We start from the raw sequence: 24,553 nt of genomic DNA, 5'->3' as shown, positions 1-24,553 counted from the left end.
AGCCGCTTAGGCCATCCGCGCCAGCATGGTCCGGACGATCAGCTTGTGGAACGGCGTGATGAGAAAGATATAGATCCGCCCGAAGAGATTGTGTCGCTCGACCAGTGTTGTGACGGCAAGCTTTCGCGCCTGAGCACCGGCAGGCGTGACATCCAACACGATTCGAAAATTCAGGTGCCTGTCGTCGAAGCCGAGTACGACCTGGTCTTCACGGGCGCTGACCACCGGGAAAGCCCCGACGGTCTCGCCATCGGCGACACCGAGTTCGGCAGATTTCAAGCCGAACAGAACAACGATGCTGTTTCGCAGGGCAAGAAGCAAGGCGATCCAGCGCGGTGCCCGCTCGAACATCGCTCGGGCGAGATCGAGAGCCTTCGCTTCGGGATCGAAGATGGTTACGGTGTAACAATCGGCCCAGTTCGCCAAGGGCAGTGCCCGGTGCGGCAGAGTCACGGATTCGGCGGATATGTCAGACATGCGCGCCCCAAGATCCGGCGACCTCAGGGCGCCGCGTTTCACCCTTTCGTCATACGCTGTGCGACGGAGGTCTTCCAGTAGAACTGGTGCACCAGCACTGCGGCAATGTGAACCACGATCAGTGCCCACATCAGCAGCTTCAGCGGTCCGCCATGGACCTCGCCGGCGACGTCGTTGCCGAAATAGTATTTGCCGATGCCGCTGAACGGCAGGAGGATGAACAGCGCATAGAAAGCCCAATGGGCTACTTTTGAGGCAAGCCGCAGGATCGGCGGCTCCTCTTCAGGCGCCGCCGGGGCACCACGGATCAGGCGCACGGCAAGCCGAATGAGCCCAAGACAGAGCACGGTGATGCCGACATAGGCGTGGAGATTGGCGGAGGAGAGGTCTTCGGCCGAGGGGACTTCTCCGCGCTCGTAAGCCTCGACGGCTTCCTCCATCGCATCGGCAAAGAGCAGGTTGAAGAGGATGAGGAGGGCCATCGACCAGTGCAGGGCTTTCTGGAGGATGGAATAGGATGTCGGCGTCATCGCGGGCATGGGTTTGCCTTTCGTCAATTGGGAAAGAGGCAGTGCCTGCGTATGATAAAGGCCGCCGCTTGGGGGGCAAGCGACGGCCTTCAATCTTATCAAAATATCATGGCGGACCATTCCAGCTCCGCAACAGTTTACATGTGCAGCGGCTTGAAGAAGGTCGCGAGCGCGGCTTCCTTCACGGCTTCCGACATGGTCGGATGTGCATGGCAGGTGCGGCCGAGATCTTCCGACGAGCCACCGAACTCCATCAGGACGGCGGCTTCGTGGATCATCTCGCCGGCGCCGAGGCCGATGATGTGAACGCCCAGGACGCGGTCGGTGTCTTTGTCGGCAAGCACCTTCACAAAGCCGTCCATGGCCTGCATGGCGCGAGCACGGCCATTGGCCGTGAACGGGAACTTGCCGACCTTGTAGGATATGCCGGCGGCCTTCAGCTCTTCCTCAGTCTTGCCGACGGAAGCCACTTCCGGCTGGGTGTAGACGACGCCCGGAATGACGTCGTAGTTCACATGGCCATGCTGGCCGGCGAGGATTTCGGCGAGTGCCACGCCTTCGTCTTCCGCCTTGTGGGCGAGCATCGGGCCCTTGACCACGTCGCCGATGGCATAGATGCCGGCGACATTGGTGCGGTAGTGGCCGTCGATCTCGACGCGACCACGGTTATCAAGCGCAACGCCCGCTTCTTCGAGGCCGAGACCAGCCGTGTACGGCTTGCGGCCGGTGGCGACGAGCACGACATCGGCGTCGAGCGTCTGGGCTTCACCGCCCTTGACCGGCTCGAACGTGACCTTGGCGCCCGCGCCGGACTTCACCACACCGGTGACCTTGGCCCCGAGGTTGAATTCCATGCCCTGCTTGACCAGCATGCGCTGGAACTGCTTGGAGACTTCGCCGTCCATGCCGCCGAGGATCGTGTCGAGATATTCGATGACCGTCACCTTGGCGCCGAGGCGCGACCAGACCGAGCCGAGCTCAAGGCCGATGACACCGCCGCCGACGACGATCATCTTCGCGGGCACCTTTTCGAGCGCGATGCCGCCGGTCGACGACACGATGACCTTCTCGTCGATTTCGACCGCCACGCCCGGAATGCCGGCGACGTCGGAGCCGGTGGCGATAACGATGTTCTTGGTCTCGAGAACCTGGACTTCACCGGCGTCGTTAGTGACTTCGACCTTGCCGGCACCGAGGATCTTGCCGGTGCCCTGGATGCCGTCGATCTTGTTCTTCTTGAACAGGAAGGAGACGCCCTCGACGTTCGACTTCACGGTCGCATCCTTGTGCGCCATCATCTTCGAAAGGTTGAGGGTCGGTGCGCCGACTTCGACGCCGAGATCCGCCATGCCGTGGGCGGCGTGGTGGAAGACTTCAGAGGCGTGCAGCAGGGCCTTGGACGGGATGCAGCCGATGTTGAGGCACGTGCCGCCATAGGTGGCGCGCTTCTCGACGACGGCAACCTTCATGCCGAGCTGCGCTGCCTTGATCGCGCAGACATAGCCGCCGGGGCCGGAGCCGATAACGATGACATCATAAGACATGAGAGCTTCCTTCGTTTTCGACGGTTAACGACCGCCGCTGACATTCAAGATGGCACCCGTCACATAGGATGCCTGAGGCGAGAGGAGATAAAGAACGCTGTCGGCCACTTCGTTCGCCGTTCCCGGTCTTTGCATGGGAACGATGGGGGCGAGATCGCGCGCCCTGTCCGGCAGGCCGCCGGATGCGTGAATTTCGGTATCGATGATGCCGGGACGGATCGCATTGACGCGTATGCCCTCGGTTGCGACCTCGCGGGAGAGCCCGACGGTGAAGGTATCGACTGCAGCCTTCGCAGCCGCGTAGTCGACATACTGTCCCGAACTCCCGAGGACCGCAGCCATGGACGAGATATTGACGATCACGCCGCCCTGCCCGCCATGCTTTGTCGACATGCGCTTCACGGCTTCCGTGGCGCAGCGGATCTTGCCGATGACATTGACGGCGAACATCCGGTCGAGCCGCGCCCGGTCGAAGTCCTCAACCCGCGCCGTCTGATCGACGACACCGGCATTGTTGACCAGGGCGGCCAACCGTCCCAGACGATCGACGGCGGCAAAGATCGCCGCGATGCCGTCTTCCGTGGCGGTATCGCCCTGCACGACCTCGGCATTGGCCCCCAGAACCCGGCAATCGGCAGCAACCTCTTCGGCCGCGGACACGTCAGAGCGGTAGTTGACGAGCAGGTCATAGCCCTGTGCTGCCGCCTTGCGGCAGACGGCGGCGCCAATGCCACGACTGCCGCCGGTCACGAGAAGGAGGGGACGACCGCTCATGACGCACATCCTTTGAACTCGAAAACATCCCAAGGGCCGCTTTCCATTCCCTTGCCGACGGGCGACGACAGGACAGCCGGCCCAAAGCCGGGCAGAAGAAGGGCGTCGGGTGCATTGCCACCTTCAGGCGGCAGAAGATCCACATGTCCGGTCTTGGTATCGATACCGTAGATGATCCCCTTCCAGACCGTGCAGGCCGCGAGATCGGCACCCGTCACGTCACCCTCCGGGCAGTTGTTCATCAGCATGCCCACAGGCCTTTCGATCTCCGGGTCATACATCACATGACCGTCGAGTCTCGCCTTGCCGATTGTCGCCGAAAAACCATGGGTAACGGGCGTGTTCTCGCCGCTGGCGGCGGCGAAGACGAGTTCGACCCCCGTCTCCGCTTCTCGATAGGTTGCTTTCTCGATCAGGCAATCAGCAGCGGAAGCGGCGTTCGAGAGCGCAAGCGCAGCAGCAAGAACCGATGCGGAAAGCGTCGCGCCCATGCCGCACCTCAAAACGCCAGCGCGAGGAACATCAGGCCAAGGCCGACCATGGATCCCAGCCAGACGAGCGAGCGAATATAGGGGATCCCGGCCAGATAGAGGGGATAGTAGACGATCCGCCCAAGAAACCAGACGATGGCACCGGTGAGACCGAGACCCGAGATTTCGCCGGTATAGAGGAGGCCAGCCGCAAGCGCGACGAAGGCCGGATAGGTCTCGCGGAAGTTCGAGGACGCCCGCGCGGCACGGCCGGCAAGTTTCCCCGCCGGCTGCTTGTTGTCGTCACGAGGGCCGGCATTCCACGCAGACCCCAGTTCCTTAGTCGCGAGCACGCCCTGCAGAAGGACATGCGCGATCAAGAGAACCACGCTCCAGGCAAGGAGCAGGACGAGCGGAGAGGCGGAAGCGGATACCGGCTCCATCGTGATGTCTCCTTAGAGGTCGAGAACCAGACGTTCCGGATCCTCAAGGCTTTCCTTGACGCGGACGAGGAAGGTGACCGCTTCCTTGCCGTCGACGATGCGGTGATCGTAGGACAGCGCAAGATACATCATCGGGCGGATGACGATCTGGCCGCCAACAACGACCGGACGCTCCTGGATCTTGTGCATGCCGAGGATACCCGACTGCGGCGCATTCAGGATCGGCGAGGACATCAGCGAACCGTAGACGCCACCGTTCGAGATCGTGAAGGTACCACCCTGCATGTCGGCCATCGAGAGCTGACCGTCACGGGCAGCCTTGCCGAGACGACCGATGTCCTTCTCGATTTCGGCGATCGACATCTGGTCGGCATCACGCACGATCGGAACGACCAGACCCTTGTCGGTGCCGACGGCGACGCCGATGTGGCAGTAGTTCTTGTAGATGATGTCCGTGCCATCGATCTCGGCGTTAACCGCCGGCAGTTCCTTGAGCGCATGCGTGACGGCCTTGGTGAAAAAGCCCATGAAGCCGAGCTTAACGCCATGCTTCTTCTCGAAGATGTCCTTGTAGCGGTTGCGCAGGTCCATGACCGCCTTCATGTCCACCTCGTTATAGGTGGTGAGCATGGCAGCCGTGTTTTGGGCGTCCTTGAGGCGCTTGGCGATCGTCTGGCGCAGACGGGTCATCTTTACGCGTTCTTCGCGCGATGCGTCGTCAGCCGAAGAGGCCGGGCGCGGAGCAGCCGGAGCAGCGGCCGGAGCCGATGCGGCAGGGCCCTTGGCGATAGCAGCCAGAACGTCACCCTTCAGAACCTGGCCGCGCTTGCCGGAGCCGTCGACATCGGACGTCGAGATGTTGTTGTCGGCAGCAAGCTTGGCAGCGGCCGGAGCAGCCGGCATAGCAGAGGGGGCGGCGGGTGCAGCAGCGGCAGCGGCAACAGGGGCAGGAGCTGCGGCCGGAGCCGGCGCTGCGGCACCGGCAGAACCGGCAGCACCTTCGGCGATCTGGCCGAGCAGTGCACCAAGACCGACGGTCTCGCCGTTCTGGGCGACGATTTCAGTCAGAACGCCCGAGACCGGCGACGGGACTTCGACGGTCACCTTGTCGGTTTCCAGTTCGACGAGCGGTTCGTCGGCCTTGACGGTGTCGCCGACCTTCTTGAACCAGGTGCCGATGGTGGCTTCGCTGACGGATTCGCCGAGGGTGGGTACGCGGATTTCAGTGGCCATGATCTCAATTCCGTTGGTCAGAGAACGTTTCGGTCTGTGAGGGAGCAACCGGGCGGATCAACCGCCCAGTGCGTCCTCAAGGAAGGCTTCGAGCTGGGCAAGGTGCTTCGACATCAGGCCCGTTGCCGGCGAGGCGGCAGCCGGACGACCGGTGTAGCGGACCCGCTGATACTTGGCATCGATATGCGCCAGCACCCATTCCAGATACGGATCGATGAACGACCAGGCGCCCATGTTCTTCGGCTCTTCCTGGCACCAGACCATCTCCGCATTGCGGAAGCGCGAGAGCTCATTGATGAGCGCCTTGGCCGGGAACGGATAGAGCTGTTCGATACGCAGCAGGTAGATATCGTCGATGCCGCGCTTTTCGCGTTCTTCGAGCAGATCGTAGTAGACCTTGCCCGTGCACATCACGACGCGACGGATCTTGGCATCCTTCTGCAGCTTGATCGGGCCGTCCTTGATAACCTCGGCATCGTCCCACAGCAGGCGGTGGAACGAGCTTTCGCCGGCCATTTCGGCAAGGCTCGACGTTGCACGCTTGTGACGCAGCAGCGACTTCGGCGTCATCATGATCAGCGGCTTGCGGAAGTCGCGCTTCATCTGGCGACGCAGGATGTGGAAGTAGTTCGACGGCGTTGTGACGTTGGCGACCTGCATGTTGTCTTCGGCGCACATCTGCAGCCAGCGCTCAAGGCGGGCGGAAGAGTGTTCCGGACCCTGACCCTCATAGCCATGCGGCAGAAGGCAGACGAGACCCGACATGCGCAGCCACTTGCGTTCGCCCGACGAGATGAACTGGTCGAAGACGACCTGGGCACCGTTGGCGAAGTCGCCGAACTGGGCTTCCCAGAGCGTCAGCGCATTCGGACGGGCCAGCGAATAGCCGTATTCGAAACCGAGGACCGCTTCTTCCGAAAGCATCGAGTTGATGACTTCGTAGCGGGCCTGGTTCGGCGCCAGATTGGCGAGCGGGATGTAGCGATCCTCGGTTTCCTGATCGTAGAGAACCGAATGACGCTGCGAAAAGGTGCCGCGTTCGCAATCCTGACCGGAGAGACGGATCTTGTGGCCGTCGATGGCCAGCGAACCGAAGGCAAGCGCTTCGCCCATCGCCCAGTCGATGCCTTCGCCCGTTTCGATCATCTGCGCCCGGTTTTCCATGAAGCGCTGGATGGTGCGATGCGCCTTGAACCCCTCGGGGATGGTCGACAGCTTGCGCCCGATTTCCTTGAGTTGCTTCATCGGCACGGCGGTCTTGCCGCGACGCTGCTCGTCGGCGTTGTCGGCGGTCCGGAGACCAGACCAGACGCCATCCAGCCAGTCAGCCTTGTTCGGCTTGTAGCTCTGGCCAGCCTCGAACTCCTGTTCGAGATGCGCGCGCCAGTCGGCCTTCATCTTTTCGAGTTCGCCTTCGGAGATCAGGCCTTCCGCGATCAGGCGCTCGCCATAGACCTGGACGACCGTCTTGTGGGCGCGGATTTCCTTGTACATCTTCGGCTGGGTGAAGCTCGGCTCATCGCCTTCGTTGTGACCGAAGCGGCGATAGCAGAACATGTCGACGACGACAGGCTTGTGGAACTTCATCCGGTATTCGGTCGCGACCTTGGCCGCGTAGACGACGGCTTCCGGATCGTCACCGTTGACGTGGAAGATCGGCGCTTCGATCATCTTGGCGACGTCAGACGGATAAGGCGACGAGCGCGAGAAGGCCGGGTTCGTGGTGAAACCGATCTGGTTGTTGATGATGAAGTGCATGGTGCCGGCGACGCGGTGACCGCGCAGGCCCGACAGACCGAGAATTTCCGCAACGACACCCTGGCCGGCAAAGGCCGCATCGCCATGCAGCAGCAGCGGCAGAACCTTGGCGCGCTCCTTCAGCGGAATGATGTCGCCATCGAAGACCTTGGCCAGCTGGTCCTGCTTCGCGCGGGCCTTGCCCATGACGACAGGGTTGACGATTTCAAGATGCGAGGGGTTCGCGGTCAGCGACAGATGCACCTTGTTGCCGTCGAACTCACGGTCCGAGGAGGCGCCGAGGTGATACTTGACGTCGCCCGAGCCTTCGACTTCGTCGGGCTTGAAGGATCCACCCTTGAACTCGTGGAACACCGCGCGGTGCGGCTTGTGCATGACGTTGGTCAACACGTTCAGACGGCCGCGATGGGCCATGCCGAGAACGACTTCCTCGAGACCGTCCTGACCGCCGCGCTTGATGATCTGTTCGAGCGCCGGGATCAGCGACTCACCGCCATCAAGACCGAAGCGCTTCGTGCCCTTGTATTTGACGTCGATGAACTGTTCGAAGCCTTCGGCCTCGATCAACTTCTGCAGGATGGCCTTCTTGCCGTTCGGCGTGAATTCGACGCCCTTGCCGGGGCCTTCGATGCGCTCCTGGATCCAGGCTTTTTCTTCCGGATTGGAGATATGCATGAACTCGACACCGAGCGTCGAGCAATAGGTGCGCTGCAGGATGTCGAGCATCTGCGGGATCGTGGCGTATTCCAGACCCAGCACATTGTCGATGAAGATCTTGCGGCCGTAGTCGGCTTCGGTGAAGCCGTAATTGCTCGGCGACAGCTCGTTATAGTCATCGACCGGAACGGCGAGACCGAGCGGGTCGAGCTTCGCGTGCAGGTGACCACGCATGCGATAGGCACGGATCATCATGATGGCGCGAACCGAATCGCGCGTCGCCTGCAGCACCTCGGCTTCTGAGACCGGCTTGCCGGTCGAGGCAGCGGTGGCTTCGGCCTTCGCCTGGACCTTCTTCTCGATGGCCTTCTCGACCACGCCCCAGTTTCCGTCGAGCGCGTTGACGAGATCGCCGCCTTCGGCGATCGGCCAATTCTTGCGCTGCCAGGAGGCGCCCTTGGCGGCCTTCTTCACATCGGTCGGATTGTCGGCCAGCGCCTTGAAGAAGGCCCGCCATTCGTCGGAGACCGACGAGGGATCTTCTTCGTAACGTGCGTAAAGCTGTTCGATATAGGCCGCATTCTGCCCGTCGAGGAAGGACGTGATCAGAAACTGCTCGTTGGCTTCTTGCCTACCCATGGTGTTTCGCGAGCATCTCGGCTCGCCTCCCGACTTGAATTGATGGCCGGATGCCCGACCCGCCGCTCACGATCGCCTCGAATGCGAATCGCCTCAAAGATGCGAAATCCAGGCGAAGGATTGACGGATCAATCCTTCGCCTGGCTTGATTGTCGTCAGTCTCAGCCCTTGAGGACTTCGACCAGGGTCTTGCCGAGGCGCGCCGGCGAGGGCGAAACCTTGATGCCGGCTGCTTCCATGGCGGCGATCTTCGATTCCGCATCGCCCTTGCCGCCGGAAACGACAGCACCGGCATGGCCCATGGTGCGGCCCTTCGGAGCCGTACGGCCGGCGATAAAGCCGGCCATCGGCTTCTTGCGGCCCTTCTTGGCTTCGTCGATGAGGAACTGCGCCGCATCTTCTTCAGCCGAACCGCCGATTTCGCCGATCATGATGATCGAGGTCGTGGCCGGATCGGCCAGGAACATCTCCAGCACGTCGATGAATTCGGTGCCCTTGACCGGGTCGCCACCGATGCCGACGGCGGTCGTCTGTCCGAGACCTTCATTCGAAGTCTGGAACACGGCTTCATAGGTCAATGTTCCCGAGCGCGACACAATGCCGACCGAACCCTTGCGGAAGATGGAGCCCGGCATGATGCCGATCTTGCATTCTTCCGGCGTCAGGATGCCCGGGCAATTCGGGCCGAGCAGGCGCGACTTCGACTTGTCGAGCTTGGCCTTGACCTTCACCATGTCCATGACCGGGATGCCCTCGGTGATGCAGGTGATGAACGGGATCTCGGCGTCAATCGCTTCGATGATGGCGTCAGCAGCGCCTGCCGGCGGAACGTAGATGACCGATGCGTCGGCACCGGTGCGTTCCTTGGCTTCGGCAACCGAGGCGAAGATCGGCAGGCTTTCGCCCTTCGATCCGGTCCAGGTTTCGCCACCCTTCTTCGGATGGATACCGCCGACCATCTGCGTGCCGTAGTAAGCAAGCGCCTGTTCGGTGTGGAAGGTACCGGTCTTGCCGGTCAGGCCCTGAACCAGGACCTTTGTGTTCTTGTTTACAAGAATAGACATCAGATAGGTCCCTTGAGATTAGCCGTTGATCGCCGCGACGATCTTCTTGGCAGCGTCGTCCAGATCGTCGGCCGCAGTGATCGCGAGGCCGGATTCGTTCAGGATCTTCTTGCCAAGTTCGACATTGGTGCCCTCGAGGCGCACGACGAGCGGAACCTTGAGGCCCACTTCCTGCACGGCGGCGACAACGCCTTCGGCGATGACGTCGCACTTCATGATGCCGCCGAAGATGTTGACGAGGATGCCCTCGACCTTCGGGTCGGCCGTGATGATCTTGAAGGCAGCCGCGACCTTGTCCTTGCCGGCGCCACCGCCGACGTCACAGAAGTTCGCCGGCTCCTTGCCGTAGAGCTTGATGATGTCCATCGTCGCCATGGCGAGACCGGCACCATTGACCATGCAGCCGATATTGCCGTCGAGGGCGACATAGGCGAGGTCCCACTTGGAGGCTTCGATTTCCTTGGAGTCTTCTTCCGTTTCGTCACGCAGCGCGCGAACGTCGTCGTGACGGAACAAAGCGTTGCCGTCGAAGGAGACCTTGGCGTCGAGCACGCGCAGATGGTCGTTCTTCATGACGATCAGCGGGTTGATCTCAAGCAGCGCCATGTCCTTTTCGGAGAAGGCCTTGTAGAGGATCGGGAAAAGCGACTTGGCGTCTTCGGCAGCAGCGCCGGAAAGTTCGAGCGCTGCCGAGATCTTGGCAACGTCGGCAGCCGTCACACCGGCTTCCGGATCGATCGCGATCGTGTGGATCTTTTCCGGCGTGTCATGGGCAACAGCTTCGATGTCCATGCCACCTTCCGTCGAAACAACGAAGGCTACCTGACCGACCGAGCGATCAACGAGCAGCGAGCAGTAGAGTTCGCGGGCGATGTCGGCGCCGTCTTCGATGTAGAGGCGGTTGACCTGCTTACCGGCTTCGCCCGTCTGGGCGGTCACCAGCGTGTTGCCGAACATTTCCTTGGCATGCGCCTTGGCTTCGTCGATCGAGAAGGCGAGGCGCACGCCGCCCTTGGCTTCCGCCGGCAGCTCCTTGAACTTGCCCTTGCCGCGACCACCAGCATGGATCTGGCTCTTGACCACGTAGAGCGGGCCGGGAAGCTGCTTGGCAGCAGCTTCGGCTTCTTCCGCGGAGAAGATCGCCACACCTTCGGCGACCGGTGCGCCAAAGCTCTTCAGAAGAGCCTTGGCCTGGTATTCGTGAATGTTCATCGTCGTGTCCCTGTCTTGGGCCGCCCTGTGCGGGCCGAAAGGCTGTTACTTGAGAGCCGGGGCGATATTGATGCAGGCTTCGCAGAGGCTGGCGACGGCACCGACAGACTTCTGGAAGGCTTCTTCCTCGGCCTTGTTCAGGTCGATCTCGATGATGCGTTCGACACCGCCTTCGCCGATGATGACGGGCACGCCGACATACATGTCCTTCACGCCGTACTGACCGGTGAGATAGGCAGCGCAAGGCAGGACGCGCTTCTTATCCTTGAGGTAGGACTCGGCCATCTCGATGGCGGAAGCAGCAGGCGCATAATAGGCCGAACCGGTCTTCAAGAGGCCGACGATTTCGGCGCCGCCATCACGGGTGCGCTGGATGATTTCTTCCAGACGCTCCTTGGTGACCCAGCCCATCTTGACGAGGTCAGTGAGCGGAATGCCGCCGACGGTGGAGTAGCGAGCGAGCGGCACCATCGTGTCGCCGTGGCCGCCGAGAACGAAGGCGGTGACGTCCTGGACGGAAACGTTGAATTCTTCCGACAGGAAGTGGCGGAAACGACCGGAGTCGAGCACGCCAGCCATGCCGACGACCTTGTTGGCCGGAAGGCCGGAGAACTTCTGCAGCGCCCAGACCATCGCGTCGAGCGGGTTGGTGATGCAGATGACGAAGGCGTTCGGAGCATATTTCTTGATGCCGGCGCCGACCTGTTCCATGACCTTGAGGTTGATGCCGAGCAGGTCGTCGCGGCTCATGCCGGGCTTGCGGGCAACACCGGCAGTCACGATGCAGACGTCAGCGCCTTCGATCGCAGCGTAGTCGCTTGCGCCGGAAAGCTTGGCATTGAATCCTTCGACCGGACCGGACTGGGCGATATCCAGACCCTTGCCCTGCGGGATGCCGTCAGCAATGTCGAACAGGACGATATCGCCGAGTTCCTTCAGACTGGCGAGATGCGCCAGCGTTCCACCAATCATTCCAGAACCGATAAGAGCGATCTTTTTGCGCGCCATTGCAGAGCTTCCTTTTAGATCCAAAACCAAGGTCAAGACGGAGTGTTAGCCTGCCCTTGTGGACAGACCGCATAGACCCAACCCAATAGAATCGCAATCGATAATTTTCCGTTCATAAATTTCAATCGGTTAGAACGTAAAATTCTTACGTAAACGTCAAAATTTATGTCATGCATCCGTCACGTTTTGCCGCGCATGCGCTCGTGATCCGCGAGATAGTCGGCGCTGCGCATCTCGAAAAGGCGCGAAACGGTGCGGTCGAATTCAAACCCTTCGGTACCCTTCTTCGCCGTCAAAAGCGCCTCTGGCATGGCGACTGCCGAGGCAAAGAGCCGCACGCGGGCATCGTAAAGGGCATCGATCAGGATGATGAAGCGCTTCGTCTCGTTCCGCTTCTCCGGCCCCAGATGCGGGATGTTTTCGACGAAGACGACATCGAAGCGTTCTGCAATGGCGAGGTAGTCGGAGGCGCCCAGCGGACGCGCGCAGAGTTCGTCAAAGGTGAAGCGTGCATGCCGTCCAGAAGCTCTCGGGATCTCGACAACCCGCCCCTTCATCTCGATCGTCGCGGGAACTTCAGGCTTCCCCCCGATGACGCGCCCCCAGGCGCGATCCATACTCGCCGACGTTTCAGGGGAAAGCGGCGCCACATAGACAGGAAGGCTCTCCAGCTTTTCAAGGCGGTAGTCGGTCGGCGAGTCGAGCGATGACACCTCGACATATCGCTGAAGCAGGGAGACGAAGGGCAGGAACAGCCCCCTGTTCAGTCCGTCCCGGTAGAGATTGTCGGGCTCCACATTCGACGTGGCAACCAGAATGCAGCCGCGCGCGAACAATTCGGTGAACAGGCGCGCCAGGATCATCGCATCCGCGATGTCGGTGACGGCGAACTCATCGAAGCAAAGGAGCTGAGCCTCATCCCGCAGAGCCGCTGCCACAGGCGGGACAGGGTCGGCCTGCTTGGTCTCCCCCGCCTTGAGTTTCTGCCGATGCGCATGGATGCGGCCGTGCACATCGGCCATGAATTCGTGAAAATGGGCGCGGCGCTTCTTTTCAATCGGCGCGAGCTTGAAGAACAGGTCCATCAGCATGGTCTTGCCACGACCGACGCTGCCGTGAACGTAGAGGCCCATGATGGGGGTCTGCGGCTTGCGGCGCTGGGCGAACATCCAGCCGAGCGCGCTCGACTTTGCGGCAGGCTTGCGGGCCTTGAGCTCTGTCAGGATCCGGTCGAGCTTGCCGGCAACCTGGAGCTGGGCAGGATCCGCCTGCAGGGTGCCGGCCTCCGTCATCGCGCGCAATTGTTCGACGACGCTGAGCGCATAATCGGGAATGGGCTGCATGGGATCAGGCCTCAGCGACGGCCGGGCGGCCGCCGCAGTATGGGGAGGAAATCAGCGGCTCAGGCTGACCGGCTGGCCAGAGCTGGTGGTGCCGTCGAAACGGGCATCCGCCGTCTTGTAGAGGCTGCCGATGGTGTTGCCGTTGCGATCCTTGAGCAGCACCTGCTTGCCCGCGACCTCCCAGGAGCCCATGGCGGTCAGCTCGCCGGCGCAACCGCGGGTACCACCACGCGAGCCGCTTCCGAGATTGGTCAGCGTCAGGAACATGTCGCAGCTCGAGCCTGCGCTCTGAACACGCCAGTTGCCGACCATGGATTCCTTGGTCACATCGAGCGCGGTTCCGGGAGCCGCACCGGTTCCAACGGCAGCGGCCGTGTTGGCGGGTGCTGCCGGGAACTGCGAGGCATTGGCGCCACCGGGCGGCGGCAGCTGGCCTGACTGAACGGAAGGAACCGGCTGCGCCTGAAGGGGCGGCAGAGCGCTGTTGCCCGAATTCATGTCGCTATAGGAGGTCCTCTGGCAACCTACCAGCGCCAGAAGAATGGCTGCGCCGGTGACCGCATGGCTCAATTTCATCATTATGCTCCCGCTTTTGCGACCTGCGTCGCAACCTGCCGTACAACTGGGTTAGAAATATGTTACGTCGATATGGTTAATCAAGTTCCTATCGCGCGCGATCTATAGCCGGCACTATACGGACAAAGTAAGGCCGCCCGAAACAGGTTCCGGGCGGCCTCGCAATGTCGTGAACGGCGATCAGCTGCGACGCTCGACCATCATCTTCTTGATTTCGGCAATTGCCTTGGCCGGATTGAGGCCCTTGGGGCATGCCTGCGCGCAGTTCATGATCGTATGGCAGCGATAAAGGCGGAAGGGATCCTCGAGGTTGTCGAGGCGCTCGCCGGTCGCTTCATCGCGGCTATCAATCAGCCAGCGATAGGCCTGCAGCAGAACAGCGGGCCCAAGATAACGGTCGCCGTTCCACCAGTAGCTCGGACAGGAGGTCGAGCAGCAGGCGCAGAGAATGCACTCGTAGAGACCGTCGAGCTTCTGACGATCCTCGTGGCTCTGCTTCCACTCCTTGGCCGGCGGCGGCGAGACCGTCTTCAGCCAGGGCTCGATCGAGCGATGCTGGGCATAGAAGTTGCTGAGATCGGGAACTAGATCCTTGACGACAGGCATATGCGGCAGAGGATAGACCTTCACCGTACCGCTGATGTCGTCCATGCCCTTGGTGCAGGCAAGCGTGTTGGTCCCATCGATATTCATCGCGCAGGACCCGCAAATGCCCTCACGGCAGGACCGGCGCAGCGTCAGCGTCGGGTCGATGTTGTTCTTGATGTAGAGAAGGCCATCCAGAACCATCGGGCCGCAATCATCGACATCGATGTAATAGGTATCGATGCGCGGATTGGCCCCATCGTCGGGGTTCCAACGATAGATCCGGTATTCGCGCACATTCTTGGCACCGGCCGGCTTCGGCCAAACCTTGCCTTCGGTGACCTGGGAATTCTTGGGGAGAGCGAGTTCAACCATGATGAGTTCCTCAAATCAGTACACACGGGCCTTCGGCGCGATCTTGTAAGGATCGATGCCTTCGGCGATGAGCTCGGTGTGCACCGGACGGTAGTCCAGCTTGACGTCACCCGCTTCGGAGACCCAGGCGAGCGTATGCTTGCGCCAGTTCTCGTCGTCGCGGCCGGCAAATGGGCCTGAAGTGTAGTCTTCGCGTGCATGCGAACCACGGCTCTCCTTGCGGGCCTCGGCGCCATAGACCGTGGTGATCGCATTGGCCATGAGGTTGTGCAGTTCAAGCGTCTCGACCAGATCGGAGTTCCAGATCATCGAGCGGTCGGTGACCTTGATGTCAGGCAGCTCCTTCCAGATGGCCGACAGACGCTGGCAACCGCTTTCCAGCGATTCCTGCGTGCGGAACACGGCCGCGTCTTCCTGCATGGCACGCTGCATTTTGTCGCGCAGCACGGCAGTCGGCGTCTGGCCGGATGCGTGACGCGTATTGTCGAAGCGGTCCATGATCTTGTCGCAGGCGGCAATGTTGAGAGCCGGAATCGGCGACGTGCGGTCAATCACTTCGGCAGCCCGGATGGCAGCGGCGCGGCCGAAGACCACGAGGTCGATCAGCGAGTTGGAGCCGAGACGGTTTGCACCGTGAACCGAGGCGCAGCCCGCTTCACCGACAGCCATCAGGCCCGGAATGACCCGCTCCGGATTGCTTGAATCGGCGTTCAGCACTTCGCCCCAATAGTTCGTCGGAATGCCGCCCATGTTGTAATGCACGGTCGGCAGCACTGGGATCGGCTCGCGCGTCACGTCGACACCGGCAAAAATCTTCGCCGATTCCGAGATGCCCGGCAGGCGCTCGTGGAGGACGGCCGGATCGAGGTGATCGAGATGCAGGAAGATGTGGTCCTTGTTCTTGCCGACGCCGCGGCCTTCACGGATTTCCATCGTCATGCAACGGGAAACAACGTCACGCGAGGCAAGATCCTTGGCCGACGGCGCGTAGCGCTCCATGAAGCGCTCGCCTTCGGAATTGACGAGGTAACCGCCTTCGCCGCGCGCACCTTCCGTGATCAGGCAGCCGGCGCCGTAAATACCGGTCGGGTGGAACTGGACAAATTCCATATCCTGCAGCGGCAGGCCGGCGCGGGCGATCATGCCACCACCGTCGCCGGTGCAGGTATGCGCGGAGGTCGCCGAGAAATAGGCGCGGCCATAACCACCGGTTGCCAGCACGACCATCTTGGCCGAGAAGCGATGGATCGTTCCGTCGTCGAGGTTCCAGGCGACGACGCCGGTGCAGCGGCTGCCGTCATCCGACATGATCAGGTCGAGCGCGAAATACTCGATGAAGAATTCCGCGTTGTTGCGCAGCGACTGGCCGTAGAGCGTGTGCAGGATGGCGTGACCGGTACGGTCGGCCGCAGCACAGGTGCGCTGGACCGGCGGGCCTTCGCCGTAGTTCTGCATGTGGCCGCCGAACGGGCGCTGGTAGATCTTGCCTTCCTCGTTACGCGAGAAGGGAACGCCGTAATGCTCGAGCTCATAGACCGCCTTCGGCGCTTCCATGGCGAGATACTGCATGGCGTCAACGTCGCCGAGCCAGTCGGAACCCTTGACGGTGTCATAAAGGTGCCACTGCCAGCAGTCCGGCGTCATGTTGTTGAGCGAAGCGGCAATACCGCCCTGGGCCGCAACCGTGTGCGAACGGGTCGGGAAGACCTTGGTGATGCAGGCCGTCTTGAAGCCCTGTTCGGCCATGCCGAGCGTCGCGCGAAGACCGGCGCCGCCGGCACCCACCACGACCACGTCGTAGGAATGGTCAACATAGGTATAGGCCTTGCCGGTCTGGGCGAAGTTATGAATGGTTGCCATGTTGAATTACCCTACGAAAGCGATCTTCAAGATGGCGAAAAGACAGAGGCCACCGATCAGGATCGCAAAGAATGTGTTGAGCATCAGGAGCAGGAGCTTGGGGATCTCTGCATGGACATAGTCCTCGATGATCACCTGCATGCCGAGTTTCATATGGATCAGCGCCGAGATCAGGACCAGGGCCATGACCACCGCGACCAGCGGGTGCGACAATGCGCCGACGACTTCGGCATACGGGGCGCCGTTGTACATCACCAGAAAGCCGACGAAGAAGAGGATCAGCGGGATGTTGGCGACGGCGGTCATTCGTTGGCGCCAGAAGTGTTCCGTCCCGTCCTTGGCGGAGCCAAGGCCACGGACCTTACCGAGCGGAGTGCGCATATCCATGGAAAAATGCCTCAGGTACGGATGATGTAGGCGATGACCCAGACGACCAGGGTCAGGACGATTGACGCGATGATGTTCGCTTTGGCGAGCTTCGTAGAAAAATGCTTGTCGAAGCCGTAGCCGACATCCCACATTAGATGGCGCATCCCACCCAGCATGTGATGCAGCAGCGCCCAGGTGAAGCCGAACAGGATCAGGCGACCCAGGATTGTGCCCATGAACCAGTTGACCCATTCGAAATAGTCAGCGCCGGTTGAAGCAGCGATCAGCCACCACGCAACCAGGACGGTGCCGAAATACAGAGCGCCGCCTGTGATGCGGTGCAGGATCGACATGACCATGGTGGGAATAGGCTTGTAGATTTGCAGGTGCGGCGACAGAGGCCGGTTTTTTGTCACATTCGCCATCTAAACCTCGCGGCGTCTCGATGCGGTCCGATGATACGGACATACTGTTTGCAATGCATCATAACGTTTGTGGTGCATCGCATCAGGGGGACGTTTAATCCTCGAAACCCCGGACGACAAGCACATTCGCTTGACGATTTCAATTTAATCGATTCGCGTGAATAGAACTTTAGCATCACGCATCGACGCCACTTTCACTACGAAAAAACCAAGTCATTGGATGACTTTAGCCACTTTATGCGGCATGCTGCGTTAACACCTGGTTAACCATGATCCGGAGAGTGACCCGATGCATCTGTTTCGCGTAGCCCTGGCCTCCGCACTCCCTATCCTTCTTGCCGCGACCGCCGCTTCGGCGGAAGACAACATGGCGGATCGGTATGCGCACCGGCATCACCACGACCAAAGCATCATCAGCGGCAGCGGATTGCCATCGGTCGTGCCCGGCGTCGGCACGTTTGTCGGCAACCTGTCCGCTGTGCGCATCAGGGGCAACGGTATCTTTTTCGCCTTCGACAGACGCTCGGCCCACCGCTCGGCAGTTGCCCCCGCACCCGCGGTCCAGATCATTGAAATCTCGGCGGAAAACGAAGATAGCGCCTGCTCTTTCGAAGCTGGGGTCTGTGTGATCAGGCCCCGCCGCTAGACGAAGCGCCAGACCGTCGTCTTCTTGATCTCGGCGTCTTCCAGGACGCGAGTCACCGGCACCATGTATGTGGCCAGCGGCTCCAGCCGCGCTGTGGGGCGATAGCTGCGGCCCGGATCGCCGACCAGAACCTCGCATCCTGATTTCGCCAGTTGCTCGAACCACAGCGTCAGGGATTGCGCGAAGGCGCTGTCGTAAAACACATCTCCGGCCAGCACGACGTCAACATCCACCGACAGTCCGATCAGGTCGTCATCGGTGAAGGCAAGCGTGACACCGTTCAGCGCGGCGTTGAGCCGCACAGCCGTCCGCGCCCAAGGATCAATGTCGGCGGCCAGCACCTCGCTGGCACCCGCGATCGCTGCAGCGATTGCCACGAGCCCGGAGCCGCTGGCGAAATCAAGCACCCGCTTGCCCCGGACAATCTCAGGATAATCGAGGACATGACGGGCCAGCCCTTGGCCTCCCGCCCAGGCAAAGGCCCAGAACGGCGGCGGCAGGCCGATCGCTTCCAGATCTTCCTCCGTCTTCAGCCAGAGGTCATGCACCTCACTTGCCAGATGGAGCCGGATCTCCGGCACATGTGGCGGCGCGATCGGGCTGGTATTGCCGAGGATGAATTGCTCCGGATCGGTCTTCACGGGTCTGGTCGCTCAGAGCGGAGGATTCTCGAGACCACCCATGCGGCAGACCTCGAAATACTCGTCATCCGTCACCGGCTGAACAGAAAGCCGCATCGAGGTGACGAGGGCCATCTTGGCGAGTTTCTCGTTCGCCTTGACGTCCTTGAGGCTGACCGGCTTCGGCATATCGCAGACCGCGCGGATATCGACGCAGTCCCAGCGCGCATCGCCCTCGGCCGTCGAATCCGGATGGGACAGCGCACAGACCTCGACGATGCCGACGACCTCGAGCCCTTCGTTGGAGTGATAGAAGAAGCCTTTGTCTCCAATCTTCATCGCCCGCATGTTGTTGCGGGCGAGATAATTGCGCACGCCGGTCCACTCCTCGCCGACCTCACCCTTGGCCTTCTGCATTTCCCAGGACCACTTGAAGGGCTCGGACTTGTACAGCCAGAATGCCATCGTGCTTATGCCTCCGGATTGTTGAAGACCCAGTTATAGGGCTTGATCTCGACCGTCTCGAACAGGCCGGCCTTGGCGTAAGGGTCCTGTGCGGCCAGCGCACGGGCGGCGTCGATATCGTCAGCCGCGATCAGCAGCATGGAGCCACAGGGCTTGCCGGCGGCATCGAGAAAAGGACCGGCAATCTTCAGCTGGCCGGCGGCGTTGAGACCATTCAGCCACTCGACATGGGGCGGGCGAGTTTCCATACGAAGCTTGAGGTGATCGGGTTTATCGGCGCAAATGACGGCAAACAGCATCTTGTCTCTCCTAGGGAAGCGCTTCTATTCAGTGGTGATCGGCCGCGACATCAACTGGGTGATGGCAGTCGGAATATCCAGTCGGCCATCGATGATGGCGGCAACGGCCGATGTGATCGGCATTTCAATCTGATGCCCCTCAGCAAGCCGTGCGGCAACGGCCGCAGCAAATGCGCCCTCGACAAGCGCCCCGCCCTGAGCGGCGATCGCTTCACCCCGTCCAAGCGCCAGGCCAAAGCGCAAATTGCGCGACTGGTGGCTGGTGGCGGTCAAGACGAGATCGCCGAGCCCGGACAGGCCGCGCACGGTGTCCCCGCGTCCACCCATCGCCTCGACCAGCCGCGACATTTCGGCAAGACCGCGCGCGATGAGCGCAGCGCGGGCGGACTCACCCAGTCCCATGCCCTCGACGATGCCACAGGCGATGGCGAGCACATTCTTCAAGGCACCGCCCAATTGCACGCCGATCCGGTCGTCGGACGCGTAGAGGCGAAAAGTCTGGCCGGAGATGGCCTTTGCCAGCTCTTCTGCCGCCGCAAGATCTTGCGCCGCAACCGCCATGGCTGTCGGCAGGCCCTTGGCAATATCGGCGGCAAATCCTGGTCCAGACAGAACGGCGATCGGATGATTGGGAAGCGCCTTTTCCAGAACTTCGGTCAGCAGGCGCGAGGTCTGCTTCTCGATGCCCTTGGCACAGATCACCACGGGCACACCGGCCTTCAGATGCGGGCCGTAGGTCTCGGCAGCGGCGATTTGCGCCTGCGACGGCATGGCAAAAAGCACGACATCGGCCGACGCCAGGTCTTCGGCCTTGGCGGAATAATGGAGGCTCGACGGCAGCGTGATGCCCGGCAAGGCGGCGTCGTGACGACGAAGCTGCGCGAGATCCGCCATAACAGTGGGGTCGCGCCCCAAGAGCAGGGTCTGCGCCTTGCCTGTCTGTGCAATGACAGCAGCAAGTGCCGTGCCGAAGGCGCCCGCGCCAACGACAGTAATGGCGGGAAACACACTCACGCCTTGGCCCCCCGCTTGCCGTAGGCGAGCAGCGCCTTGGCATCCGCATCAAGCGGCCAGCGCGACCGGGGCGCGACGGCGAGTTCATCGGCCGGCATCTCGAGCGCCATGCGCTCCAGCCCCGCCCAGGCGATCATCACGGCATTATCGGTGCATAGGTGATGGGGCGGTGCGACAAACCGGAAGCCATTGATAGCGCAGAGCTCGTCGAGCGTCTGCCGGACCACCTTGTTGGCAGCGACCCCGCCAGCAACGACGAGCGCAGGCTGATCGACATCCGGAAATGTCTCGGCAAACCGCTGCAAGCCGCGCCCGATCCGGTCTTTCAGTGTGCGGGAGATTGCATATTGGAAGGACGCGCAGATATCGGCGATATCCTGATCCGTCACAGGGGCAATACCTTCGGCAGCCTGGCGAACAGCGGTCTTCAAACCGGAGAAGGAAAAATCGAGCCGCGCCTCACCAACCAGTGGACGCGGGAAGACGAAGCGCTTTGCATCGCCTGTGGCCGCCGCCCGCTCGACCGCCGGGCCACCGGGATAGGGCAGGCCCAGCAGCTTCGCGGTCTTGTCGAAGGCCTCGCCCAGCGCATCGTCGATGGTCGTTCCCCAGCGCTCATAGTCGCCGACACCCTTCACGAGAACGAGCTGTGTATGTCCGCCCGAGACGAGCAGCATCAGGTAGGGAAAGGCGACGCCATCGGTCAGCCGCGCGGTGAGAGCATGACCTTCGAGATGATTGATTGCATAGAGCGGCTTGTTTGCTGCCATGGCCAGCGCCTTGCCCGTCATCAACCCGACCAGCAATCCGCCGATCAATCCCGGACCGGAGGTGGCGGCGATCGCATCAACCTCGGAAAGCGTGATGCCGGCGCGCTGCAGCGCTTCTTCGATCAGGGTATCCAGCGCATCGACATGGGCGCGCGCGGCAATTTCCGGCACGACGCCGCCATAGGCGCTGTGTTCGTCCAACTGGCTCAAGACGACGTCGGCCTCGGTGACGGCAGACCCGTCTTCCATCCGCGTGACGACGGCTGCTGCCGTCTCGTCACAGCTGGTTTCGATGCCCAGAATGCGCAGTTTGGATGCCATGGAGCCTGTCATTGATTGCGGTTGCGGAGAAACCGGTCTACGAAACCTGTCGGTAACAACGGACAAGTTCGGATGCAAACAAAACCTTTCCGTATCGGCACGCGCGGCAGCCCGCTGGCGCTCGCGCAGGCTTCTGAGACACGCGCGCGCCTGATGGTGGCCCATGGCCTTCCCGAGGAAATGTTCGAGATCGTCGTCCTCTCGACCAAGGGCGACCGGATCACCGACCGTGCCCTCTCCGAGATCGGCGGCAAGGGCCTTTTCACTGAGGAACTTGAGGAGCAGCTCATTTCCGGCGACCTCGATTTCGCCGTGCATTCCTCCAAGGACATGCCGACGAAACTGCCGGATGGGCTTTTCCTGTCGGCCTTCCTGCCGCGCGAGGATGTGCGCGACGCCGTCGTCGGACGAACCGCGCCGACGCTGAAGGAACTCCCGCATGGTGCAACCGTCGGCTCTTCGTCGCTCCGCCGGCAAGCGCTTATTCGACGCATCCGTCCGGATATCAACGTCATCACCTTCCGCGGCCTTGTCGACACGCGACTGCGCAAGCTTGCCGATGGCGAGGTGGATGCAACGCTGCTCGCCTTTGCCGGACTGAAGCGGCTCGGAAAACCTGATATCCCGACCGAACTGCTCGATCCCAGCGACTTCCCCCCGGCACCCGCGCAGGGCGCGATCTGCATCGAAAGCCGCATCGGAGATGCGAGGGTCAACGACCTGCTCGAAGCGATCAACCACCGGGAAACCTTCGACGCCGTCAGCTGCGAACGTGCCTTTCTGGGGGCGCTGGACGGCTCCTGTCGCACACCGATCGCCGGCCATGCGACCGTGGACGCCGATGCAATCCGCTTCGCAGGCATGATTCTCACGCCCGATGGTAGTCGCTGGCACGATGTGGAAATCGAAGGAAGCCGGACGGATGCCGCCGTGCTCGGCGCGACGGCCGGCGGGACCGTCCGCAGCAAGGCTGGCACCGACTTCTTCGACAGCTGGGCCTGAGCGATGCGCGTTCTGGTGACGCGCCCCATGCCTGCGGCCGAACGCACCGCCGCAGAACTGAGGAAACGCGGCCATCAGCCGGTGCTGCTACCGCTGATGCGGGCAGAACATCGACTCAACGGTCTGCGGCAAGGGCCGTCACCTCAGACAGCCGCCTTGGCCGTGACAAGCGCCGAGGCCATCCGAGCGCTGGCCGGGCTGTCCGAGGACGACAGGTCGCGTTATCTTCATCTGCCACTCTTTGCTGTTGGCGAGGCGACCGCCACCGCCGCCCGGGATCTCGGCTTCATCAAAGTCGAAACGGGCGGTGGCGACGGCGAAGCCCTGGCGCGCCGCCTTCTGGCAGCCGTTTCTGGCGACACGGCACATCCAATCCTCTACCTCGCAGGCACCCCCCGTTCGCCTGAGTTCGAGCAGAACCTGGAAAATGCGTCACGCGGCATTGAGATTGTCGAATGTTATCGAATGGTTCCTGAGCGATGGAAGACAGACCACATAGAGGAGGTCCTGACACCCCGGCCGGATTGCATCCTTCTCTATTCTTCGGAGACCGCACGGCAATTTGTCGCACTGATCGAATCGCTCCCGACCTCTCCAGGCGCGATGAAAAACATCCGCTTCCTCTGCCTTAGCCACAAGATTGCCTCCGCCTTGCCGAAAGATTTTCGCGCTCATGCAGTGTGGCCGATGGAACCTCGAGAGGACTTACTTCTTGATCTGCTCTAGAGCGGGGAACAAGGAAATGGTTCTGCACCCTTCCCATCACCGCACGGACTGACTACGTTTAAACCCATCTAGGGAAATGAAGAGGTTGCCATGGTTTCCGGAAAGCCACCCCGTCGATCGAAGTCCCCGGACGATCCGGTCACGATCGAACTGACGGCCGAGGAAACGGCACGGACAACCGAGACGGAAGCCGCTGTCGGCGTCGGAACGGACGAGACTGCTGCTCCGGTCCAAGGAGCTGTCGATCCCGATCCCCTAACGGATAGCTCGGTCGAGCCCACACCAGTTGACGTGCCGCCCGCCGAACTGGAAGCGCAGACCATCGCCCCCGAGAGCGGCACCACAACCGAGCCTTCATCGGCTGGGGAGCCCTCAGCATCCAAAACGCCCCCGACAGTCTCACCGTCGACTTCCGCCTTGATTGCCTCGGGCATCTTCGGCGGCCTGGTCGCCCTGGCTCTCGCCGGCAGCATGCAATATGCCGGCGTCATTCCCGGCATTGGCCCGCAACAACAGGCGACCGCGCCCACGATCGACAATGCAGAACTGGAAACCCTGAAGGCAGACATTGCCAGACTGACGTCTGCTCCCGAAGCGCGAGCGACGGATCCGGCCCTGGTCGAGCGGATTGCCGCTTTGGAGGCGAAGGCGAACGACACTCAATCGGCCCCGAGCGTGGATCCGGCGGTCGTTGAGGAACTGCGAACCCAACTTGCCGGTGCCGAGCAGTCGATCACCGCATTACGCGACCAGATCGCCAGCAATGCTCAGGCTCTGAACGAGAGCCAGACGCGCCTGACCGAGGCCGAGCGCAAGATCGAAGAGCCGCGCAGCGACGTCGAGATGGCCCGTGCGATTGCACTGGCTGGCCTAAAGACCGCAATCGATCGCGGTGGCCCTTTCCTCTCCGAGCTCGACGCGCTGAAAAGCGTCTCTCCCGAAGATCCTGCCATCGCGCCTCTCTCCCGCATGGCCTCCGCCGGCCTGCCGTCCCGCTCGGACCTGTCGCGCGATTTCAGCCAGATCTCGGATGACATCCTCACCGCTATCAACCAGCCGGAGGTGGGCGAAGGCTGGACGGACCGTCTGATTGCCAGCGCAAAGTCTCTCGTGAAAGTGCGGCCCGTTGGCAATGTCGAAGGCGAGACGCCCGAAGCCATCGTCGCCCGCGTTGAAAACAAGCTGCAGAACGGCGATCTGAAGGGGGCCTCGCTTGAATGGGAAACCTTGCCGGAAGCCGGCAAGACGGCATCGGCAGACTTCGCCCAGTCCCTGAAGAACCGCATCGAGGCGGAAGACCTGGTTGCGGGCGCCTTGTCCAAGACCGTCGCCGGAAATGGGGGCTGAT

Annotated in this window: 25 protein-coding genes and 1 pseudogene; 4 read left to right on the top strand and 22 right to left on the bottom strand. The window is 61.7% G+C overall.

The genetic code is table 11. The annotated features are described in order from the left end of the window. Positions 1 to 6: 6 nt before the first annotated feature. The 17 genes from DFO46_RS18570 to sdhC all read right to left on the bottom strand — a co-directional run bounded on the left by DFO46_RS18570 (position 7) and on the right by sdhC (position 17,342). A complete protein-coding gene (locus DFO46_RS18570; protein WP_120278633.1) occupies positions 7 to 477 on the bottom strand; it encodes a DUF2867 domain-containing protein in 471 nt (156 codons plus the stop codon). A gap of 38 nt (positions 478 to 515) precedes the next feature. Beyond that, a complete protein-coding gene (locus tag DFO46_RS18565) occupies positions 516 to 1,016 on the bottom strand; it encodes a cytochrome b/b6 domain-containing protein (protein WP_183041953.1) in 501 nt (166 codons plus the stop codon). A gap of 128 nt (positions 1,017 to 1,144) precedes the next feature. Further along, positions 1,145 to 2,551: a dihydrolipoyl dehydrogenase gene (gene lpdA, locus DFO46_RS18560; RefSeq protein ID WP_120278511.1), complete on the bottom strand. Its 1,407-nt coding sequence runs from the start codon at positions 2,549 to 2,551 to the stop codon at positions 1,145 to 1,147. Positions 2,552 to 2,575: 24 nt separating this feature from the next. Further along, positions 2,576 to 3,325: an SDR family oxidoreductase gene (locus tag DFO46_RS18555; protein ID WP_120278510.1), complete on the bottom strand. Its 750-nt coding sequence runs from the start codon at positions 3,323 to 3,325 to the stop codon at positions 2,576 to 2,578. Further along, positions 3,322 to 3,816 (bottom strand): hypothetical protein, encoded by a 495-nt coding sequence (locus tag DFO46_RS18550; protein ID WP_120278509.1) that lies wholly within the window; start codon positions 3,814 to 3,816, stop codon positions 3,322 to 3,324. The genes DFO46_RS18555 and DFO46_RS18550 overlap by 4 nt, the downstream gene beginning before the upstream one ends. 8 nt (positions 3,817 to 3,824) lie before the next feature. Beyond that, positions 3,825 to 4,238 carry an MAPEG family protein gene (locus DFO46_RS18545; protein ID WP_120278508.1) on the bottom strand — a complete coding sequence of 138 codons (414 nt, stop codon included), beginning with the start codon at positions 4,236 to 4,238 and terminating at the stop codon, positions 3,825 to 3,827. Between the two features lie 12 nt (positions 4,239 to 4,250). Then, a complete protein-coding gene (gene odhB / locus DFO46_RS18540) occupies positions 4,251 to 5,471 on the bottom strand; it encodes a 2-oxoglutarate dehydrogenase complex dihydrolipoyllysine-residue succinyltransferase (protein WP_110791160.1) in 1,221 nt (406 codons plus the stop codon). Positions 5,472 to 5,528: 57 nt separating this feature from the next. Continuing rightward, positions 5,529 to 8,525, bottom strand: coding sequence for a 2-oxoglutarate dehydrogenase E1 component (locus DFO46_RS18535; protein ID WP_110791161.1), 2,997 nt, complete (start codon positions 8,523 to 8,525; stop codon positions 5,529 to 5,531). A 161-nt stretch (positions 8,526 to 8,686) separates the two neighbouring features. After that, the gene (gene sucD, locus DFO46_RS18530; protein WP_110791162.1) at positions 8,687 to 9,589 is read right to left on the bottom strand and encodes a succinate--CoA ligase subunit alpha; all 903 of its coding nucleotides are present in this window, start codon (positions 9,587 to 9,589) and stop codon (positions 8,687 to 8,689) included. 18 nt (positions 9,590 to 9,607) lie between these two features. Continuing rightward, positions 9,608 to 10,801, bottom strand: coding sequence for an ADP-forming succinate--CoA ligase subunit beta (gene sucC, locus DFO46_RS18525; protein ID WP_120278507.1), 1,194 nt, complete (start codon positions 10,799 to 10,801; stop codon positions 9,608 to 9,610). 45 nt (positions 10,802 to 10,846) lie between these two features. After that, on the bottom strand, positions 10,847 to 11,809 hold the full coding sequence (mdh, locus tag DFO46_RS18520; RefSeq protein WP_110791164.1) for a malate dehydrogenase: 963 nt from the start codon (positions 11,807 to 11,809) through the stop codon (positions 10,847 to 10,849). A 179-nt stretch (positions 11,810 to 11,988) separates the two neighbouring features. Further along, positions 11,989 to 13,152 carry a cell division protein ZapE gene (gene zapE / locus DFO46_RS18515; RefSeq protein ID WP_120278506.1) on the bottom strand — a complete coding sequence of 388 codons (1,164 nt, stop codon included), beginning with the start codon at positions 13,150 to 13,152 and terminating at the stop codon, positions 11,989 to 11,991. A 51-nt stretch (positions 13,153 to 13,203) separates the two neighbouring features. Then, the gene (locus DFO46_RS18510; RefSeq protein ID WP_120278505.1) at positions 13,204 to 13,728 is read right to left on the bottom strand and encodes a protease inhibitor Inh/omp19 family protein; all 525 of its coding nucleotides are present in this window, start codon (positions 13,726 to 13,728) and stop codon (positions 13,204 to 13,206) included. Between the two features lie 180 nt (positions 13,729 to 13,908). Next, entirely contained in the window at positions 13,909 to 14,688 is a 780-nt protein-coding gene (locus DFO46_RS18505; protein ID WP_110791167.1) for a succinate dehydrogenase iron-sulfur subunit, read from the bottom strand. A 15-nt stretch (positions 14,689 to 14,703) separates the two neighbouring features. Next, positions 14,704 to 16,548, bottom strand: a complete 1,845-nt coding sequence (gene sdhA, locus DFO46_RS18500; protein ID WP_110791168.1) for a succinate dehydrogenase flavoprotein subunit — start codon at positions 16,546 to 16,548, stop codon at positions 14,704 to 14,706. Between the two features lie 6 nt (positions 16,549 to 16,554). Beyond that, positions 16,555 to 16,935 (bottom strand): succinate dehydrogenase, hydrophobic membrane anchor protein, encoded by a 381-nt coding sequence (gene sdhD / locus DFO46_RS18495; protein WP_110791169.1) that lies wholly within the window; start codon positions 16,933 to 16,935, stop codon positions 16,555 to 16,557. 11 nt (positions 16,936 to 16,946) lie between these two features. Beyond that, a complete protein-coding gene (sdhC, locus tag DFO46_RS18490; RefSeq protein WP_120278504.1) occupies positions 16,947 to 17,342 on the bottom strand; it encodes a succinate dehydrogenase, cytochrome b556 subunit in 396 nt (131 codons plus the stop codon). 289 nt (positions 17,343 to 17,631) lie between these two features. Here sdhC and DFO46_RS18485 point away from each other — a divergent pair, with 289 nt between their 5' ends. Next, the gene (locus DFO46_RS18485; protein WP_120278503.1) at positions 17,632 to 17,988 is read left to right on the top strand and encodes a hypothetical protein; all 357 of its coding nucleotides are present in this window, start codon (positions 17,632 to 17,634) and stop codon (positions 17,986 to 17,988) included. Here DFO46_RS18485 and DFO46_RS18480 read toward each other — a convergent pair. From DFO46_RS18480 to tsaD, 5 genes and pseudogenes are all read right to left on the bottom strand, one after another. Continuing rightward, a pseudogene (locus DFO46_RS18480) lies at positions 17,985 to 18,629 on the bottom strand (methyltransferase); the annotation flags it as partial. The gene DFO46_RS18485 and the pseudogene DFO46_RS18480 sit on opposite strands and share 4 nt — an antisense overlap. 12 nt (positions 18,630 to 18,641) lie before the next feature. Next, on the bottom strand, positions 18,642 to 19,073 hold the full coding sequence (locus DFO46_RS18475; protein WP_120278501.1) for an EVE domain-containing protein: 432 nt from the start codon (positions 19,071 to 19,073) through the stop codon (positions 18,642 to 18,644). 5 nt (positions 19,074 to 19,078) lie between these two features. Further along, entirely contained in the window at positions 19,079 to 19,372 is a 294-nt protein-coding gene (locus tag DFO46_RS18470) for a YciI-like protein (RefSeq protein ID WP_120278500.1), read from the bottom strand. A 24-nt stretch (positions 19,373 to 19,396) separates the two neighbouring features. Beyond that, entirely contained in the window at positions 19,397 to 20,380 is a 984-nt protein-coding gene (locus tag DFO46_RS18465) for an NAD(P)H-dependent glycerol-3-phosphate dehydrogenase (protein ID WP_120278499.1), read from the bottom strand. 2 nt (positions 20,381 to 20,382) lie between these two features. Beyond that, the gene (tsaD, locus tag DFO46_RS18460) at positions 20,383 to 21,477 is read right to left on the bottom strand and encodes a tRNA (adenosine(37)-N6)-threonylcarbamoyltransferase complex transferase subunit TsaD (protein ID WP_120278498.1); all 1,095 of its coding nucleotides are present in this window, start codon (positions 21,475 to 21,477) and stop codon (positions 20,383 to 20,385) included. A gap of 72 nt (positions 21,478 to 21,549) precedes the next feature. Here tsaD and hemC point away from each other — a divergent pair, with 72 nt between their 5' ends. From hemC to DFO46_RS18445, 3 genes are all read left to right on the top strand, one after another. Then, positions 21,550 to 22,479, top strand: coding sequence for a hydroxymethylbilane synthase (gene hemC, locus DFO46_RS18455; RefSeq protein ID WP_120278497.1), 930 nt, complete (start codon positions 21,550 to 21,552; stop codon positions 22,477 to 22,479). Between the two features lie 3 nt (positions 22,480 to 22,482). Further along, positions 22,483 to 23,205: a uroporphyrinogen-III synthase gene (locus DFO46_RS18450; RefSeq protein ID WP_120278496.1), complete on the top strand. Its 723-nt coding sequence runs from the start codon at positions 22,483 to 22,485 to the stop codon at positions 23,203 to 23,205. Positions 23,206 to 23,295: 90 nt separating this feature from the next. Beyond that, positions 23,296 to 24,552: a mitofilin family membrane protein gene (locus DFO46_RS18445; protein ID WP_120278495.1), complete on the top strand. Its 1,257-nt coding sequence runs from the start codon at positions 23,296 to 23,298 to the stop codon at positions 24,550 to 24,552. Position 24,553: the final 1 nt, after the last annotated feature.

This window comes from Rhizobium sp. AG855 (genome assembly GCF_003610655.1).
In the GTDB taxonomy this organism is placed as follows: Bacteria; Pseudomonadota; Alphaproteobacteria; order Rhizobiales; family Rhizobiaceae; genus Allorhizobium; species Allorhizobium wuzhouense.
Note: the sequence above shows the minus strand (reverse complement) of the source record. Positions and strands in the feature narration are given on the sequence as shown.